The sequence below is a fragment of the Rhodosalinus sp. FB01 genome, assembly GCF_041365715.1.
In the GTDB taxonomy this organism is placed as follows: Bacteria; Pseudomonadota; Alphaproteobacteria; order Rhodobacterales; family Rhodobacteraceae; genus Rhodosalinus.
This window is the reverse complement of sequence record NZ_JBGFSH010000004.1, coordinates 281,339-296,648: the sequence shown is the minus strand read 5'-3', so window position 1 is coordinate 296,648 and position 15,310 is coordinate 281,339. Positions and strand designations below refer to the sequence as shown.

The following is a 15,310-nucleotide window of genomic DNA, read 5'->3' as shown; positions in this document are numbered from 1 at the left end:
GCCACCGATCGGAGGATCCATGACAGAGCCCAGCTATCTCGACACGCCGCAGCGGCGCCGCATCGCCTATCATCGGACCCCGGGCGAGGGGCCGGGCGTGGTGTTCCTCGGCGGTTTCATGTCCGACATGGAAGGCACCAAGGCGCTGCACCTCGAGGACTGGGCGCGAAACGCGGGCCGCGCCTTCCTGCGCTTCGACTACTCCGGCCACGGGCAAAGCTCGGGTGCCTTCACCGACGGGTGCATCGGCGACTGGGCCGAGGACGCGGAGGCGGTGCTGGATGCGCTGACCGAGGGGCCGCAGGTGCTCGTGGGCTCCTCGATGGGCGGCTGGATCGCGCTGCTGACCGCGCGGGCCAACCCCGAGCGGGTGGCCGGCCTCGTCACCGTCGCCGCCGCGCCCGACTTCACGGAGGACGCGATGTGGGCGGGCTTCGACGCCGAGCAGCGCGCCGATCTCGAACGCGACGGCGTGGTGCACCTGCCCTCCGACTACGGCGAGCCCTATCCGATCACGAAGCGGCTTATCGAGGACGGGCGCGCGCATCTGGTGCTGCGCGCCGCGCTGCATCTGCCCTTTCCCGCGCGCTTCCTTCAGGGCACCGCGGATGCGGACGTCGACCGCGCGGTGGCGCTCGCGCTTCTCGACCACGCCACCGGTCCGGACATGCGGCTGACCCTTGTCGAGGGGGCGGATCACCGGTTCTCGGAGCCGGATTGCCTCGAGCTGATCACCGACAGCGTGGAGGAGGTGCGCGCCCGCGCCGCGCGCCGGCGTGGCTAGGGCGGTGGCCTGGGCGCTTCTTCTCGTCGCGACGGCGGCTGCGGCGTTCTGGTTTCTGGGCCCGCGCGAGCCGGTGGCCGTTGCCGCGCCCGTGGCGCCCGAGGCGCTGGGCGATCTCGACCGGCATTTCGCCGATGCGGAGGCGCGCTTCGACGATATCGTGCCCGGCACGGAAAAGCGCGTGCTCTGGGCGGGCGCGCCGGGCGCGCGCACGGATCTGGCGATCCTCTACGTTCACGGGTTTTCGGCGACGTCCGAGGAAATCCGCCCGGTGCCCGACCGCGTGGCCGGGGCGCTTGGCGCGAACCTCGTCTTCACGCGGCTTCAGGGCCACGGCCGGGGCGGGGCGGCCATGGCCGAAGCCAGCGTCGCGGGCTGGATGTCGGACCTTGCCGAAGGCCTCGCGGCGGCGCGCGCCGCCGGTGACCGCGTGGTCGTGATCGCCACCTCGACGGGCGCCACGCTCGTCACGCTGGCCCTCGGCCGGCCCGAACTGGCCGAGGGCGTGGCCGGCGTCGTCTTGGTGTCGCCCAACTACGCCCTTCACGGGCGCTTCGCGGGTCTGCTCACCTGGCCCGCCGCCCGGATCTGGTTGTCGTGGATTCTCGGACCGACGCGGGGGTTCGAGCCGCGCAACGAGGCGCATGCGCGCTACTGGACGCAGAGCTATCCGGTGGAGGCGCTCCTGCCCATGGCCGCGCTCGTCGCGCATGTGCGCAGGCTCGATCCGGGCGGCATCGGGGTGCCCGCGCTTTTCTGGTTCTCGGATGACGACCAGGTCGTGCGCGCGGACGCCACGCGCGCGGTGGCCGCGCGCTGGGGCGGCGCGGTAAGACTGCACCCGGTGTCCCCCGGCTCCACGGACGATCCCGCCGCCCATGTCCTCGCGGGCGATATCCTGTCGCCCGGACTGACGGACGCCGCCGCGACGGCGATCACGGCATGGATCCGCGCCTTGCCGGAGGGGTGAGCGCGGGCCTATGGCCCCTCCGTCCGGGGGCTGCTATCGAAACGGCCGCAGACAGGCGGGGGAGCGGGATGAACGGGCAGACGGCGCAGGACGTCACGAACGGGCAGGCGGTGCATGGCTGAACCGCTCGTCCTTCTGCCGGAGTTCATGTGCGACGCGCGCCTCTTCCTGCCGCAGATCACCGCGCTCGGCCGCGATCGCCCTGTGACGGTGGCCCCGCTCGCGGGCGGGGAGCGGGTGGAAGAGATCGCCTCGCACCTCCTGCCGCAACTGCCGCAACGGTTCGCGCTGGGCGGTCTGGGCCTGGGCGGCATGGTCGCCATGGAGATCCTGCGCCGCGCGCCCGACCGGGTGGCGCGGCTGGCGCTCATGGACACCGAGCCGCTGGCCGAGACGCCCGCGCAAGCCGGGGAGCGCGATCCCCTCATCGTCCGGGCGCGCAGCGGGGCGCTCGACGCCGCGGTGGCCGAGGTGATCCGGCCGGATCACCTGGCACCGGGGCCCGGCCGTTTCGAGGTGATGGCGACGCTCGCAGAGATGGCGCGCGGGCTGGGCGTCGAGGCGTTCACGCGACAGATCCGGGCGCTTCAGCGCCGGCGCGACCAGCAGGCGACACTGCGTCGGTGCGAGGTGCCCACGCTGCTGCTTTGCGGGGCCGAGGACACGCTCATGCCGGTGAAGCGCCACGTCTTCCTGGCGGAGCTCATCCCCGGCGCCACCTTGCGGATCATCGACGGGGCCGGGCACTTGCCGCCTCTCGAGGTGCCGGAGGATACCACCGAGGCTCTGTCAGAGTGGCTGAGCGCGCCGTTCGTCCTGCGCTGAGCGCGCGGCTCAACTGCCCGCCAGCAGGGCCTCCACCGGCTCGGTGATCCGGCCCGACATCGGCCGGGCGGTGGCGCCGAACGTTTCCACCACGCGGCCCTCACCATCCAGAAGCACCTTGTTGAAGTTCCACGACGGCTCGAACGTCGCGGTCTCCTTCAGCCAGGCGTAGAACGGGTGTGCCCCGCTGCCCCGCACGGGCGTGATGGTCGTCATCGGCATGTCGATGCCGAACGTGATCTCGCAGAACTCCTTCACCTCGTCGTCGGAGGCGAGTTCCTGGTTGAAGTCGTTCGACGGCACGGCAAGCACCACGAGGCCGGCGTCGCGGTAGCGGTCGTAAAGCGCCTGCAAGCCCTCGTATTGCGGGGTGAAGCCGCACATCGAGGCCGTGTTGACGACGAGCACCGGCTTGCCGGCATAGTCCGAAAGCCGGATCTGGCCGCCGTCGATGCTGTCGAAGACGAAGTCCTCGGCCGCGGCAGCGTTGGCGAAGACGGCGAGGATAATGGCGAGCAGCTGTTTCATGCGGGCCTCCCGTGGCTGATCGGAAAGATAGCTGCGTCATCCCCAAGTCAAGCGTCGCCGGGCTTGGCCCGAACCGGGCCGGCGCGGTATGCTTGATCTGCCATTCCGGAGGGACCCATGCCGCGCAACGATGAAGAGAAGCTGAACGGGCGCCTGCATGGCGCGCAGCCCCACGCGCCCAGGGAGTCCATGCCGCTGCGGCTGCTGCACGTGGTGCTCATCTGGATCATGCTGAGTCTGGCGCAGACCGTGCTGACCGTGGCCACGGTGATCCAGGCCGTGCTGATGCTGGTGAACAGGGGCGATCCCAACGCGCGGCTGGCGGAGTTCGGCACCGATCTCGGGATATGGATCGCGAAGGCCGCGCGCTTCCAGACCGGCGCCTCCGAGGTCAAGCCCTGGCCCTGGACGGAGCTTGACTGACCGGCGGGGAACGGGACGACCGCGGACGGCGCTGCCTTGACCGCGCCGCGCGCGGCGCCACGTTCGTGGCCCGTGCAGACAGAGGAGGATCCGATGTCCGACGCCCCCGACATCCCGCAGAAAGCCCCGTTCCCGGCCGAGGTATCGGCTGGCAAAAGCTATTTCTGGTGCGCCTGCGGGCGCTCGTCGCGTCAGCCGTTTTGCGACGGAAGCCACAAGGGCACCGACATCGAGCCCGTGAAATACACCGCCGAGAGCGACGGCCGCGTCTTTTTCTGCGGTTGCAAGCAGACGGCGCGCGGGCCGCTTTGCGACGGCACGCACGCAGGGCTCTGATCCGCGCGGCGCGCCCGTCCGGCGCGGCGCGCGTCAGATATCCTAGCCCTCCATCGCCTCGAGCTCGTCGATGAGCCCGGCGATCATGGAAAGTCCCTTGTCCCAGAAGGCCGGGTCGGAGGCGTCGAGCCCGAAAGGCGCCAGAAGCTCCTTGTGGTGCATCGACCCGCCCGCCTTCAGCATCTCGAAGTACTTCTCCTGGAAGTCGGGATCGCCCTCCTCGTAGGCGGCGTAAAGCGCGTTCACCAGCCCGTCGCCGAAGGCATAGGCGTAGACGTAGAAGGGCGAGTGCACGAAATGCGGGATGTAGGCCCAGAAGGTCTCGTAGCCCTCCATGAAGGTGAAGGCGGGGCCGAGGCTCTCGCCCTGCACGCTCATCCAGATCGCGTTGATGTCGTCCGGGGTGAGCTCGCCGCCACGCCGGGCGTCGTGCAGCTTGCACTCGAAATCGTAGAAGGCGATCTGGCGCACGACCGTGTTGATCATGTCCTCGACCTTGCCGGCCAGCAGCACCTTGCGCTCGTTCTGCGTCTTCGCGTTCTCCAGAAGCCGCCGGAAGGTCAGCATCTCGCCGAAGACCGACGCCGTCTCCGCCAGCGTGAGCGGGGTGCGCGACAGGAGTTCGCCCTGCCCGGCGGCGAGGCGCTGGTGCACGCCGTGGCCGAGCTCGTGGGCGAGCGTCATCACGTCGCGCGGCTTGCCGAGGTAGTTCAGCATCACGTAGGGGTGCACCTCGGTCACCGTCGGGTGCGCGAAGGCGCCCGGCGCCTTGCCGGGCTTCACGCCCGCGTCGATCCAGCCGCTGGTGAAGAACGGCTCGGCGAGCTCGGCCATCCGCGGGTCGAATTCCGCGTAGGCCGCGCGCACCGTCTCGCGCGCCTCGTCCCAGCCGATGGTGCGCGTCTCCTCCATCGGAAGCGGGGCGTTGCGGTCCCAGACTTCCAGCGTGTCGAGGCCGAGCCAGCGGCGCTTGAGCTCGTAGTAGCGGTGGCTGAGGCGCGGATAGGCGGCCACGACCGCGTCGCGCAGCGCCTCGACCACCTCGGGTTCGACGTCGTTGGCCAGGTGGCGCGCGGTCTGCGGCGTGGGCATGCCGCGCCAGCGGTCCATCACCTCCTTCTCCTTGGTCTGCGTGTTGTGCACGCGGGCGAAGGTGCGGATGTTCTCGGAGAACACTTCGGCGAGCGCCCGCGCCGCGGCCTCGCGCGTCGACCGATCGTGATCCGTGAGCAGGGTGAGCGTCGATTCGAGCCCGAGCGCCTCACCCTCCACCTCGAAGCTGAGCCCCGCCATCGTCTCGTCGAAAAGGCGCTCCCACGCGTCGCCCACGACGCCCAGGTCGTGCAGGAACTTCTCCAGCTCGTCCGAAAGCTGGTAGGGCTTCATCGCGCGGATGCGCTCGAACACGGGGCGATAGCGGGCAAGCTCCGCGTTCTCGCCGAGCAGCCGCTCGAGGTGGTCGTCCTCCAGCCGGTTGAGCTCGAGCGTGAAGAAGACCAGCGGCGTGGTGAAGTTGGTGATCTTCTCCTGCATGTCGGAGAGGAACTTCGCCCGTCCCGCGTCGGTGGTCTGCTGGTAGTAGCGCAGCCCCGCATAGGACATGATGCGTCCCGCCACCGTCTCGATCCGCTCGTTGCGGCGCACGCAGTCCAGAAAGCCCGCCGCGTCGAGTTCGCCGAGCCGGCCCTCATAATCCGCCGCGAAGGTGCGGCCCTCGGCCTCCAGCCAGTCGAGGTCGCGTGCGATCTCGGCCGCGTCGGGCGCGGCATAAAGGTCCGTGAGGTCCCATTCCGGCAGATCGCCAAGGCCCTCGGGGCCGGAAGCGGAACCGGCGCTGGCGTCGAAGACGGGGCGGGGGGCGTGGCGCATGGGGATCTCCTGCGAAATTGGATGCCTGCGAGAGATAGGCTGGCGCGGCGGGGCGGATCAAGGCCGCGCGCCGAGGTGCCGCGGGTGCCCCAAGGGAAGGCGGCGCGCTCAGGGCCGGCCGAACAGACGCATCAGTACGTAGACCGCCGCGCCCGCGATCAGCGCCACGACCGCCGCCTTCAGCAGAAACGAGGCGATGGGTATGATGATCATGAGCCCGAAGACGATCGCGGCGGTTACGATCGCGATCCAGAGCGAATCCTGCATGGGTAAACCCCGTGTTTTCCGGCCTCGGCCGATGTGCCGCCCAGTCTATCCGCGCGCGCCGGGAAAATCAGCCCTGCGCGTCCGTCTGTCCGTAAGCGGCGAGCATCTTTTTTAGATCGTCGAGCGTGTTGGCCTCGGCGGTGGGCTTGTCGCGGCGCCAGCGCGCCATGCGCGGGAAGCGCAGCGCGAGGCCCGACTTGTGGCGGGGGCTTTCGTGGATGCCCTCGAAGGCGATCTCGAACACCTGCTCGGGGCGCACCTGCCGCACGGGGCCGTAGCGCTCCAGCGTGTTGCGCCGCACCCAGCGCGTGATCTCGGCGAATTCCGCGTCGGTCAGGCCGGAGTAGGCCTTGGTGAAGGGGACAAGGGCGTTGCCCGACCAGACCGCGAAGGTGAAATCGGTGAAGAGATTGGCGCGCCGCCCGTGCCCGGCCTGCGCGTAGATCATCACCGCGTCCACGGTCAGCGGGTCGAGCTTCCATTTCCACCAGTCGCCGCGCTTGCGGCCCGCGAGGTAGGGGCTTTCGCCGCGCTTCAGCATCACCCCCTCGGCGGCCCGCGCCCGCGCCTGCGCGCGTGCATCCGCGAGCGCGGCCCAGTCGTCGAAGTCCAGAAGCGGCGGAAGAACCAGCGGCGCCTCCGGCGGAAGATCGGCGAGCAGGCGTTCGAGCCGCGCGCGCCGCTCGTCGAAGGGACGGGCACGAATGTCCTCGCCACCCTCTTCCAGCAGGTCGTAGGCCGCGAGCGCGACCGGCGCCTCGGACAGAAGCTTCTTCGGCACGGTCTTGCGCCCGAGTCGCTTTTGCAGCGCGTTGAAGGACAGCGGCCCGTCGCGCCAGGCCAGCAGCTCGCCGTCGATCACCGTGCCGGGCGGCAGGAAGTCGCGCGCGCGGGCGAGTTCGGGAAAGCGATCCGTCATCAGCTCCTCGCCGCGGGACCAGACGAAATGCTGGCCGTCGCGCAGGATAAGCTGGCCGCGGATCCCGTCCCATTTCCACTCCGTCCGCCAGCCGGACGGATCGCCCAGCGTTTCCGGCCCCGCGTCGAGCTGGTGGGCGAGGTAGAACGGGTAGGGACGCGAAAGATCCGCCGCGCCCGCCTCGGAGTGCACGAGCTCCTGCCAGCTCGTGGTCGCGGGATCCCAGGCGCCCATCAGCCGATGCGCCATCTCGGCCTCGTCCCGGCCGAGCGCGCGGGCAAGCGCGCGCGTCATCAGCTTCTGGCTCACCCCGATGCGCCAGCCCCCGGTCAGAAGCTTGTTGAAGAGGAAGCGTTCCGCGGGCTCCAGCGCGTCCCAGGCGTCGAGAATCGCGGCGCGCCGGTCCGGAAGCGGCCGGTCGGCAAGCGCCCTGAGCGTTGCGATCCACTCGGCCAGCCCGCGGTCGCGCGGGTGCGCGGGCGGCGGCAGGATGAGCGCGATGGTCTCGGCCAGATCGCCCACGATCCCGTAGCTTTCCTCGACGATCCAGAGCGGCAGGCCCGCGCGCTCCGCCGCCCATTCGCGCAGCTGTGTCGTCGTGATCGCGCGCCGCGGCCGCCGGCCCGAGAAAAGCGCCACGGTCCAGAGCCGGTCCGCGTCTGGCGCGGTCGCGAAATAGTCCGACAGCGCGTCCACCTTGGCCGATGTGCGCGTGGTCTCGTCGACCCGGGCGATGAGGCGGGCGAAGTCCTTCACGAGACCTGCACGTGCCGGAGGTTGAAAGCCGAACGGCCCGGAAACGCGACAGACCTCCGGTTTTCCACAGCCATGTCCACAGGCGGGCGGCGGCCGGGGCCCCGGTATGCGAGGATCAAGCCGCAAGTCGTTGACCGGACACGGATCATGGCGCCACCTCGGCCTCGTCTTCGGCCTCGCCGTTGAACTGCGTGGGCACGATGCGGGCATCGAATCCCTCCGCGCTCAGCCAGCGTGAGAATATTTCGGTGTAACCGTGCGTCACGAATATCTTTTCGGCACCCGTCCCCCGGATTGCCCACAGCAGCCCCTCCCAGTCCGCGTGATCCGAGAGCACGAAGCCGCGGTCGACGCCCCGGCGCCGCCGCACGCCGCGCAGGCCCATCCATCCGCTGGCCACGGCGGTGGACGCCGGGCCGAAACGTCGGGCCCAGGTGCTGCCAAGCGCGGCGGGCGGCGCGAGGACGAGCGCCCCCGGGAAATCCTTCGGGTCGAGCTCCGGCGTCACCTGCCGCGTCTCGGGCAGGGGCAGGCCGGCTTGTCGCAGCACGTCCGTGACGCCCTCGACCGCGCCGTGAGTGAGGATCGGGCCGATGCCGGTGTCGAGCATCGACAGCAGCCGCTGCGCCTTGCCCAGCGCGTAGGCGCCGAGCATGGCGGTGCGCCCGTCGCGCGCCGCGCCCGCCCACCAGCGGTTCAGCGCGCCGGCGACCTCGTCCTGCGGCGCCCAGCGGAAGACCGGCAGCCCGAAGGTGCACTCGGACACGAAGGCATGGGCGCGGAGCGGCTCGAACGGCTCCGACAGCCCGTCCGCCGCAATCTTGTAGTCCCCCGAGCCGACCCAGACCTCGCCGGCGACCTCCACCCGGAGCTGGGCCGAGCCCGGCACGTGGCCGGCCGGGTGGAAGGAGACGACCGCATCGCCGATCCGTCGTTCCTCGCCATAGCGCATCGTTTCGAGCGCCACGTCGCCGAGCCGGTGGCGCAGGACCGGCGCGGTGCCGTCCGTGCAGAGGTAGCGGCGGTGCCCCGGCCGCGCGTGGTCCGCGTGGGCGTGGGTGATGACGGCGCGATCCACCGGCCGCCAAGGGTCTATGTGAAAGTCGCCCGCCGGGCAGCGAATGCCGCGGTCGGTGAAATCGAGAACCGGGGGCCGTGTCATGCGCGCCAGTATAGGGCCGGCTTGCCGCGTGGCCAGCTTAGGCAGGTTCGCCCGCCTGTTCGAGGAAGAAGGACGCCGTCGCCCGAAGGATGCGGTCGCGGATCTCGGCGCGCTCCATCAGCACCTCGTGCTCCGCGCTCTCGAGCAGTTCGAGCCGGCCCGAGGGCCAGCCCCGCATCCGGTCATGGACGCGCGCCTGGTCGACGATCCGCTCCCGGCTGCCGAGCCAGGCGATGGCGGGCAGGTCCGGCGCGGGCCGGCGGGCGAGCGCGCGGCACTCCGCCAGCGCCTCGTGCAGCCAGTGAAGGCTGGGTCCACCCAGTTGCAGCTCGGGCCGCGCGTGCAGGTGGGACTGCATCGTCGCCCACATCCCGGCATCGGTGGTGAGCGTGTTGCCCTCGAAGGGGGCCGTCGCGATGTAGGATTGCGGGCCGGTTCCCGGCGCCACGACATGGCCGAGGCCGAGGCGCGCGCCGCTCCAGCTGATCGCCCAGGCGGCGGGCCGCATCAGCGCAGAGATCCGGATCCCCCACATCGGCCCGGTGAAGGCCGCGCCCGCCACGTCTAGCCCGTCCATCAGCGCGCGCAGGCCGATGCAGCCGCCCATGGAATGCGCCAGCAGGAAGATGGGCGCCGGAAGGGCCTCGGCACGCGCGACGGCCAGCATCGCGGCCACGTCGCGCTGGTAGTCCGAGAAACGCCCGACATGGCCGGTAAGCGGCTCTCCCAGAAGCCGCTCCGAAAGGCCCTGGCCGCGCCAGTCGACCGCCAGGACGGCGAGGCCGCGGTCCAGAAGCCGCGCGGCCACATGCGCGTATTTCTCGATGTACTCGGTGCGGCCGGGAAACACGAGCACCGTGCCGCGCGCGGCATCGTCGGGTTGCCAAAGTCCCATTCGAAGCCGCGCCCCGTCCTCGGCGTGCACCCAGACGGCCCGCGCCGCGGGCCAGCCGTTCACCAGGTCGTCGAAGAAGGGCGCATCTTCCATCAGCCCAGCGCGGAGCCGAGCTTCATCGCCATGCCCATGTCGCCGTCCACGCTCAGCTTGCCCGACATGAAGGCCGAGGTCGGGTCCATCTCGCCTTGCAGGATCTGCTGGAACGTGTCGGCCGAGGCGGTGAGCGTCACGTCGGCCTCCTCGTCGGCCGCACGCACCCCCCCGGCGTCGAGCATGATCGCGCCCTCGCCCTCGATGACGAATTTTGCAATCCCGTCAAATCCGCCCGAAAGCTTCTGGTTCAGGGCGTTCACGGCCTCGTTGATCATGTCGCTCATCACATCGCTCCTTCGAAACGCCACGCGCCTCTGGATTCGGCGCGGGTAACAGCTATTCTAGGATTTATGGTCACAAGCGCCTTCCCGATCAAACATCTCGTCGCGGCATTCGCCGCAGCCCTCTCCTTCGCGCCGCCGGCGTGGTCCGAGGACGGCGCGGCGGACGAGATGCTTGGCGAACTCCGCTCTGCCTCTCCGCAGCAGGCCGAACAGGTCGCCGGCGAGATCCGCAACCTCTGGTCGAAGTCGGGCTCGGCAGCGATGGATCTTCTCCTGCGCCGCGGCCGCGACGCGCTCGAGAACGAGGATTACGTGGTCGCGGTCGAGCATCTGACCGCGCTGACGGATCACGCGCCCGATTTCGCGGAAGGATGGGCCGTGCGCGCGATGGCGTTCTTCCGGCAGCAGGAATACGGCCTCGCCCTTGGCGATCTGCGCCGCGCGCTCGCGCTCAACCCGGACCACTTCGGCGCGCTCTACGGCCTCGGCGTCATCATGGAACAGCTCGAGGAGCCGCGCCTGGCCTGGCGCGCCTACGAGGAAGTGCTTGCCATTCACCCGCATCATCCCCAAGTGGGGCCGGCGATGGAACGGCTCGAGCGCGAGGTTCTCGGCGCGGAACTCTAGCCGCCGCGCCCGGCCGCGGGGAGTAGCGAATGACACGGCAAGGCAGGACCCTCGCGGTTCTGGGCCCCACCAACACGGGCAAGACCCACTACGCGATCGAGCGGATGCTGGGCTACCGGACGGGGGTGATCGGGCTGCCGCTCCGGCTTCTGGCACGAGAGGTCTATGACCGGATCGTCGCCGTGCGCGGCCCGTCCGTGGTGGCGCTGGTGACCGGCGAAGAGCGGATCGTGCCCCCGCGCACGCAGTACTGGGTCTGCACCGTCGAGGCGATGCCCGAGGGCATGGGCGCCGATTTCGTCGCCGTGGACGAGATCCAGCTTTGCGCCGATCCCGAGCGCGGGCACGTCTTCACCGACCGACTGCTGCGGATGCGCGGCCAGCACGAGACGATCTTTCTGGGCTCGGACACGATGCGCGCGCCCATCGCCGCGCTGGTGCCGGGGGTGGAGTTCGTGCGCCGCGAACGCATGAGCGAACTCACCTACACCGGCTCGCGCAAGATCAGCCGGATGAAGCCGCGCAGCGCCATCGTGGGCTTCTCGGTCGAGAACGTCTACGCCATCGCAGAGCTGATCCGCCGCCAGAAGGGCGGCGCCGCGGTGGTGATGGGCGCGCTCAGCCCCCGGACGCGGAACGCGCAGGTGGAACTCTATCAGAACGGCGACGTGGATTACCTCGTCGCCACCGACGCCATCGGCATGGGGCTCAACCTCGACATCGACCATGTGGCCTTCTCCGGGGTGTCGAAATTCGACGGGCGGCGGGTGCGGCCTCTGGCGCCCAACGAATTGGCGCAGATCGCCGGCCGCGCCGGGCGCGGCATGGCCAACGGCACATTCGGCGTCACCGGGGAGGCGCCGCCGCTGCCCGACGAGGTCGCGCTTGCCATAACCGAGCACCGCTTCACCCCGTTGCGCCGGCTGCAATGGCGCAACGCGGCGCTGTCCTTCGGATCCGTCGAGGCGCTCATCGCGTCGCTCGAGGCCCCGCCGGAGAGCGAGATCCTGGCCCGCGCGCGGGAGGCGGACGATCTTCGCGCGCTCCGCGCGCTCTCCGCGCAGGCGGAGGTGCGCGCCCGCGCCTCGGACGGGCCGTCGGTGCGGCTTCTGTGGGATGTCTGCCGGATTCCCGATTTCCGCGGCATCAGCCACGCCGAGCACGCGAGCCTTCTCGAGGCGATCTACGGCCACCTGCACGAGCGCGGGCGCGTTCCGGACGAATGGCTCGCTCGCCACGTGGCGCGCATCGACCGGACCGAAGGCGACATCGACACGCTCTCGCGTCGGCTGGCCTTCATCAGGACCTGGACGTATGTGGCGCAACGCGCCGGCTGGGTGGCGGACGAAACCCATTGGCGCGAGGCCACCCGCGCGGTAGAAGACCGCCTGTCGGATGCGCTGCACGCGCGGCTGACGCAGCGTTTCGTGGATCGGCGCACCTCGGTGCTGATGCGCCGGCTCAAGCAGAAGGAGGCCCTGTTGGCCGAGGTGAACGAGAAGGGCGAGGTGACCGTCGAAGGCGAGTTCGTCGGTCGGCTGGAGGGGTTCCGGTTCCGTCAGGACCAGGCGGCGGCCGGACAGGAGGCCAAGACGCTGAAATCCGCGGGTCTGCAGGCGCTTGCGCCGCATTTCCACCTGCGCGCCGACCGGTTCTACAACGCGCCCGACACCGAGATCGACTACACCGAGCAGGGCGGCCTGATGTGGGGCGACCAGGCGGTGGGCAAGCTGGTCGCGGGCGATGAGCCGCTCAAGCCCCGGGTCAAGGCTTTCGTCGACGAGGAGGCGGGTGCGGAAGTCGTCCAGAAGGTCGAGCGCCGCCTGCAGCATTTCGTCGATCGCAAGATCGCCACGCTCTTCGAGCCGCTCCTCGCCATGAGCCGCGACGAGGCGTTGACGGGCCTCGCCCGCGGCTTCGCGTTCCGCCTTGTCGAAGGGCTCGGCATCCTGCCGCGCGGGCAGGTCGCCGCCGAGGTCAAGGACCTCGACCAGGCTGCCCGCGGCGCGCTGCGCAAGCACGGCGTGCGGTTCGGCCAGTTCACCGTGTTCATGCCGGCGCTGCTGAAGCCCGCGCCCACGCGGCTTCGCCTGATGCTGTGGAGCCTCGCGCAGGGTCTCGACACCTTTCCCGAGGCACCGCCGCCGGGCCTTGTCACCGTGCCCGTGGACCGAAGCGCGCCGCGCGGCTATGATGCCATGGCGGGCTATCGCAACGCGGGCGAGCGGGCGATCCGACTCGACATGCTGGAGCGCCTCGCAGATCTCCTGCGCGCCGAAGATGGCCGCGCGGGCTTCGAGGCCAAGCCCGAGATGCTGTCCATCACCGGCATGACGCTCGAGCAGTTCGCGGACCTGATGCAGGGGCTCGGCTACCGTGCCGAGCGCGGCGAACGGCCCAAGGCGAAACCGGCCGCGGCGCCGGCGGGCGCGCCGGACGCCGCCGGGACCGAGGCTGCGTCTGCGCGCGAGGCCGGGACCCCCGAGGGGACCGAGGCAGAGACGCCACCGGCGACAGGGCACGACGCGGCGCCCGCCCCGGATGCGCCGGCCGCCGCGACCAGCGAAGAGAAGGTGCCCGGGGCCACCGGCGAGGCCGTGCCCGATACCGTCGACACGGCTCCGCCCGACGATGCGGCAGCGCCCGACGCCTCAACGCCCGAAGGCGCCGAGACCGAGGTCTTCTACACTTTCACCTGGATCGGACGGGGCGCGCGGGCGGGCAATCAGCGCGGCCGTGGCGCGGGCGCCGAGGGCCGCGGCAAGCCGAAGGGCAAGGGCAAGCCCAAGGCGAAGGGCAAGCCGCGCCGCGAGGAGGGCGAGAAAACCTTCAGCTCCGGGCCCCGCAAGTCGGACCGGATCGATCCGGACAACCCGTTCGCGGCCGCGCTCATGGGCCTCAAGACACGGGACTGACGGCGTGAACGGGCCGCGGCCGACCCAGCGCCTCGACAAGTGGCTCTGGCAGGCGCGTTTTTTCAAGACGCGCAGCCTGTCGGCGCGGGAGATTTCCGCCGGGCATTGCCGGGTGAACGGCGCCCGGGTGACCAAGCCCGCCACCGGCGTGGGCGCGGGCGACGTGCTGACCTTTGCGCAGGGCCGGCGCATCCGCGTGGTGCGCGTCGCGGCCCTGCCCGAGCGGCGCGGGCCCGCCGCCGAGGCGCAGACGCATTACGACGATCTCGACCCGGTCGGGCCTGACGCCGAGGACGCGCCAGGGGCCGCCGCCGCCCCGCGTCCAGAGCCGGGCGGGCGCCCCACCAAGCGGGCACGCCGCGCCTTCGACCGGACGCGCGGCCCCGGCGCTTGAATGTCCCCCCCGGCTGGATTAGCTGGAAGCCGGAAGAGACAAAGCCGGAACCGCCCCATGACCTATGTCGTCACCGACAACTGCATCGCCTGCAAGTACACCGACTGCGTGGAAGTCTGCCCGGTGGACTGTTTCTACGAGGGCGAGACGATGCTGGTGATCCACCCCGACGAGTGCATCGACTGCGGCGTCTGCGAACCCGAGTGCCCCGCCGATGCGATCCGCCCCGACACCGAGCCGGACATGGACAAATGGGTCGAGTTCAATCGCAAGTATTCCGACCTCTGGCCAGTGATCATCACCAAGAAGGACCCGCTGCCCGAAGCCGACGCGCGCGACGGCGAGGAGGGCAAGCTCGACAAGTATTTCACGGAAGCCGCCGGCGAGGGCGGCTGACCGGCCGATTCGCCCCTGCAGTCGCGTGGCGGCCGCCTATGGGACACGAAGTTTCCACGTTAAGCATTTGACGTGGCGCTGCTTATTCGATGCTGCACATGCACGCGCTGGAATTCTGCGCCCAAAGGTGCTATATTTCTGTCACATTGAGTTGCCCGGCCTGCGCCCCGCAAGGGTTTTCAGTAGGTCACGGCAGCGCATATGACGCTTCGGGCTCGGGAATATACCCATATTTCCGACCGTTTTTTGTCGCTCGTTGCCCGGGCGGCGCGCGAGGAAGGACCGCATGAGCAAGACCAAGAAAATCGAATTCCGTCCCAACGATTACGTCGTGTATCCCGCGCATGGAGTCGGGCAGATCCTTTCGATCGAGGAACAGGAAATCGCCGGCCTAAAGCTCGAGCTTTTCGTGATCTCGTTCGAGAAGGACAAGATGACCCTGCGTGTGCCGACGAACAAGGCCACCGAGATCGGGATGCGGTCGCTGTCGACGCCGGATGTCGTGTCCAAGGCAATGTCCACGCTGAAAGGCAAGGCGCGGGTGAAGCGGGCCATGTGGTCGCGCCGCGCACAGGAATACGAGCAGAAGATCAATTCGGGCGACCTTATCGCCATCGCCGAGGTCGTGCGGGACCTTCACCGCGCCGACGATCAGCGTGAACAAAGCTATTCCGAGCGCCAGCTCTACGAGGCGGCGCTGGAACGCCTGACCCGCGAAGTGGCCGCCGTTGCGGGCGGCGACGAGGTGGCCGCCGCGCGCCAGGTGGACGAGGTGCTGCTTTCGCGCGCGGCCTGAGCAGGCCTTGCAGTGCACGTCGAGGGCCGCGGAAGACCGCGGCCCTTTTTCGTGCCGCGGCGACAGAA

The 15,310-nt window shown here is 70.0% G+C and carries 17 protein-coding genes; 10 read left to right on the top strand and 7 right to left on the bottom strand.

Annotated features, from left to right (window positions below):
• Window positions 1–19: 19 nt before the first annotated feature.
• The 3 genes from AB6A65_RS08470 (at window position 20) to AB6A65_RS08460 (ending at window position 2,579) form a co-directional block, all read left to right on the top strand.
• Window positions 20–784, top strand: a complete 765-nt coding sequence (locus tag AB6A65_RS08470; protein WP_371037934.1) for an alpha/beta fold hydrolase — start codon at window positions 20–22, stop codon at window positions 782–784.
• Complete coding sequence (locus AB6A65_RS08465; RefSeq protein ID WP_371037933.1) at window positions 777–1,754, top strand: alpha/beta hydrolase; 978 nt, start codon at window positions 777–779, stop codon at window positions 1,752–1,754. The genes AB6A65_RS08470 and AB6A65_RS08465 overlap by 8 nt, the downstream gene beginning before the upstream one ends.
• A gap of 114 nt (window positions 1,755–1,868) precedes the next feature.
• Entirely contained in the window at window positions 1,869–2,579 is a 711-nt protein-coding gene (locus AB6A65_RS08460; protein ID WP_371037932.1) for an alpha/beta fold hydrolase, read from the top strand.
• Window positions 2,580–2,588: 9 nt separating this feature from the next.
• Here AB6A65_RS08460 and AB6A65_RS08455 read toward each other — a convergent pair whose 3' ends face one another.
• Window positions 2,589–3,107 carry a glutathione peroxidase gene (locus AB6A65_RS08455; RefSeq protein WP_371037931.1) on the bottom strand — a complete coding sequence of 173 codons (519 nt, stop codon included), beginning with the start codon at window positions 3,105–3,107 and terminating at the stop codon, window positions 2,589–2,591.
• A 117-nt stretch (window positions 3,108–3,224) separates the two neighbouring features.
• Between AB6A65_RS08455 and AB6A65_RS08450 the strand changes: the two genes are divergently transcribed.
• Complete coding sequence (locus tag AB6A65_RS08450) at window positions 3,225–3,530, top strand: DUF4389 domain-containing protein (protein WP_371037930.1); 306 nt, start codon at window positions 3,225–3,227, stop codon at window positions 3,528–3,530.
• A gap of 93 nt (window positions 3,531–3,623) precedes the next feature.
• On the top strand, window positions 3,624–3,866 hold the full coding sequence (locus AB6A65_RS08445) for a CDGSH iron-sulfur domain-containing protein (RefSeq protein ID WP_371037929.1): 243 nt from the start codon (window positions 3,624–3,626) through the stop codon (window positions 3,864–3,866).
• A 42-nt stretch (window positions 3,867–3,908) separates the two neighbouring features.
• On the opposite strand, the gene AB6A65_RS08440 is transcribed toward AB6A65_RS08445, so the two are convergent.
• The 6 genes from AB6A65_RS08440 to AB6A65_RS08415 all read right to left on the bottom strand — a co-directional run bounded on the left by AB6A65_RS08440 (window position 3,909) and on the right by AB6A65_RS08415 (window position 10,114).
• Window positions 3,909–5,735, bottom strand: a complete 1,827-nt coding sequence (locus AB6A65_RS08440) for a M3 family oligoendopeptidase (protein ID WP_371037928.1) — start codon at window positions 5,733–5,735, stop codon at window positions 3,909–3,911.
• 108 nt (window positions 5,736–5,843) lie between these two features.
• The gene (locus tag AB6A65_RS08435) at window positions 5,844–6,002 is read right to left on the bottom strand and encodes a hypothetical protein (RefSeq protein WP_371037927.1); all 159 of its coding nucleotides are present in this window, start codon (window positions 6,000–6,002) and stop codon (window positions 5,844–5,846) included.
• Window positions 6,003–6,069: 67 nt separating this feature from the next.
• Window positions 6,070–7,677 (bottom strand): ATP-dependent DNA ligase, encoded by a 1,608-nt coding sequence (locus AB6A65_RS08430; RefSeq protein WP_371037926.1) that lies wholly within the window; start codon window positions 7,675–7,677, stop codon window positions 6,070–6,072.
• Between the two features lie 145 nt (window positions 7,678–7,822).
• On the bottom strand, window positions 7,823–8,839 hold the full coding sequence (locus AB6A65_RS08425; protein ID WP_371037925.1) for a ligase-associated DNA damage response exonuclease: 1,017 nt from the start codon (window positions 8,837–8,839) through the stop codon (window positions 7,823–7,825).
• Between the two features lie 37 nt (window positions 8,840–8,876).
• Window positions 8,877–9,827 (bottom strand): alpha/beta fold hydrolase, encoded by a 951-nt coding sequence (locus tag AB6A65_RS08420; RefSeq protein WP_371037924.1) that lies wholly within the window; start codon window positions 9,825–9,827, stop codon window positions 8,877–8,879.
• Entirely contained in the window at window positions 9,827–10,114 is a 288-nt protein-coding gene (locus AB6A65_RS08415) for an SCP2 sterol-binding domain-containing protein (RefSeq protein ID WP_371037923.1), read from the bottom strand. Before AB6A65_RS08415 ends, AB6A65_RS08420 begins: the two co-directional genes overlap by 1 nt.
• Window positions 10,115–10,180: 66 nt before the next feature.
• On the opposite strand from AB6A65_RS08415, the gene AB6A65_RS08410 reads away from it, so the two are divergent.
• The 5 genes from AB6A65_RS08410 (at window position 10,181) to AB6A65_RS08390 (ending at window position 15,242) form a co-directional block, all read left to right on the top strand.
• A complete protein-coding gene (locus AB6A65_RS08410; RefSeq protein WP_371037922.1) occupies window positions 10,181–10,741 on the top strand; it encodes a tetratricopeptide repeat protein in 561 nt (186 codons plus the stop codon).
• 29 nt (window positions 10,742–10,770) lie between these two features.
• Entirely contained in the window at window positions 10,771–13,656 is a 2,886-nt protein-coding gene (locus AB6A65_RS08405; protein ID WP_371037921.1) for a helicase-related protein, read from the top strand.
• 4 nt (window positions 13,657–13,660) lie between these two features.
• Window positions 13,661–14,050 (top strand): RNA-binding S4 domain-containing protein, encoded by a 390-nt coding sequence (locus tag AB6A65_RS08400; RefSeq protein ID WP_371037920.1) that lies wholly within the window; start codon window positions 13,661–13,663, stop codon window positions 14,048–14,050.
• Window positions 14,051–14,107: 57 nt separating this feature from the next.
• On the top strand, window positions 14,108–14,446 hold the full coding sequence (fdxA, locus tag AB6A65_RS08395) for a ferredoxin FdxA (protein WP_371037919.1): 339 nt from the start codon (window positions 14,108–14,110) through the stop codon (window positions 14,444–14,446).
• 286 nt (window positions 14,447–14,732) lie between these two features.
• On the top strand, window positions 14,733–15,242 hold the full coding sequence (locus AB6A65_RS08390; protein ID WP_371037918.1) for a CarD family transcriptional regulator: 510 nt from the start codon (window positions 14,733–14,735) through the stop codon (window positions 15,240–15,242).
• The last annotated feature ends 68 nt before the right edge of the window (window positions 15,243–15,310 follow it).

Coding starts and splice junctions, on each gene's coding strand:
- AB6A65_RS08470 (WP_371037934.1), top strand. CDS start 20: ATGACAGAGCCCAGCTATCTCGACACGCCGCAGCGGCGCCGCATCGCC.
- AB6A65_RS08460 (WP_371037932.1), top strand. CDS start 1,869: ATGGCTGAACCGCTCGTCCTTCTGCCGGAGTTCATGTGCGACGCGCGC.
- AB6A65_RS08455 (WP_371037931.1), bottom strand. CDS start 3,107: ATGAAACAGCTGCTCGCCATTATCCTCGCCGTCTTCGCCAACGCTGCC.
- AB6A65_RS08450 (WP_371037930.1), top strand. CDS start 3,225: ATGCCGCGCAACGATGAAGAGAAGCTGAACGGGCGCCTGCATGGCGCG.
- AB6A65_RS08445 (WP_371037929.1), top strand. CDS start 3,624: ATGTCCGACGCCCCCGACATCCCGCAGAAAGCCCCGTTCCCGGCCGAG.
- AB6A65_RS08440 (WP_371037928.1), bottom strand. CDS start 5,735: ATGCGCCACGCCCCCCGCCCCGTCTTCGACGCCAGCGCCGGTTCCGCT.
- AB6A65_RS08435 (WP_371037927.1), bottom strand. CDS start 6,002: ATGCAGGATTCGCTCTGGATCGCGATCGTAACCGCCGCGATCGTCTTC.
- AB6A65_RS08425 (WP_371037925.1), bottom strand. CDS start 8,839: ATGACACGGCCCCCGGTTCTCGATTTCACCGACCGCGGCATTCGCTGC.
- AB6A65_RS08420 (WP_371037924.1), bottom strand. CDS start 9,827: ATGGAAGATGCGCCCTTCTTCGACGACCTGGTGAACGGCTGGCCCGCG.
- AB6A65_RS08415 (WP_371037923.1), bottom strand. CDS start 10,114: ATGAGCGACATGATCAACGAGGCCGTGAACGCCCTGAACCAGAAGCTT.
- AB6A65_RS08410 (WP_371037922.1), top strand. CDS start 10,181: ATGGTCACAAGCGCCTTCCCGATCAAACATCTCGTCGCGGCATTCGCC.
- AB6A65_RS08405 (WP_371037921.1), top strand. CDS start 10,771: ATGACACGGCAAGGCAGGACCCTCGCGGTTCTGGGCCCCACCAACACG.
- fdxA (WP_371037919.1), top strand. CDS start 14,108: ATGACCTATGTCGTCACCGACAACTGCATCGCCTGCAAGTACACCGAC.
- AB6A65_RS08390 (WP_371037918.1), top strand. CDS start 14,733: ATGAGCAAGACCAAGAAAATCGAATTCCGTCCCAACGATTACGTCGTG.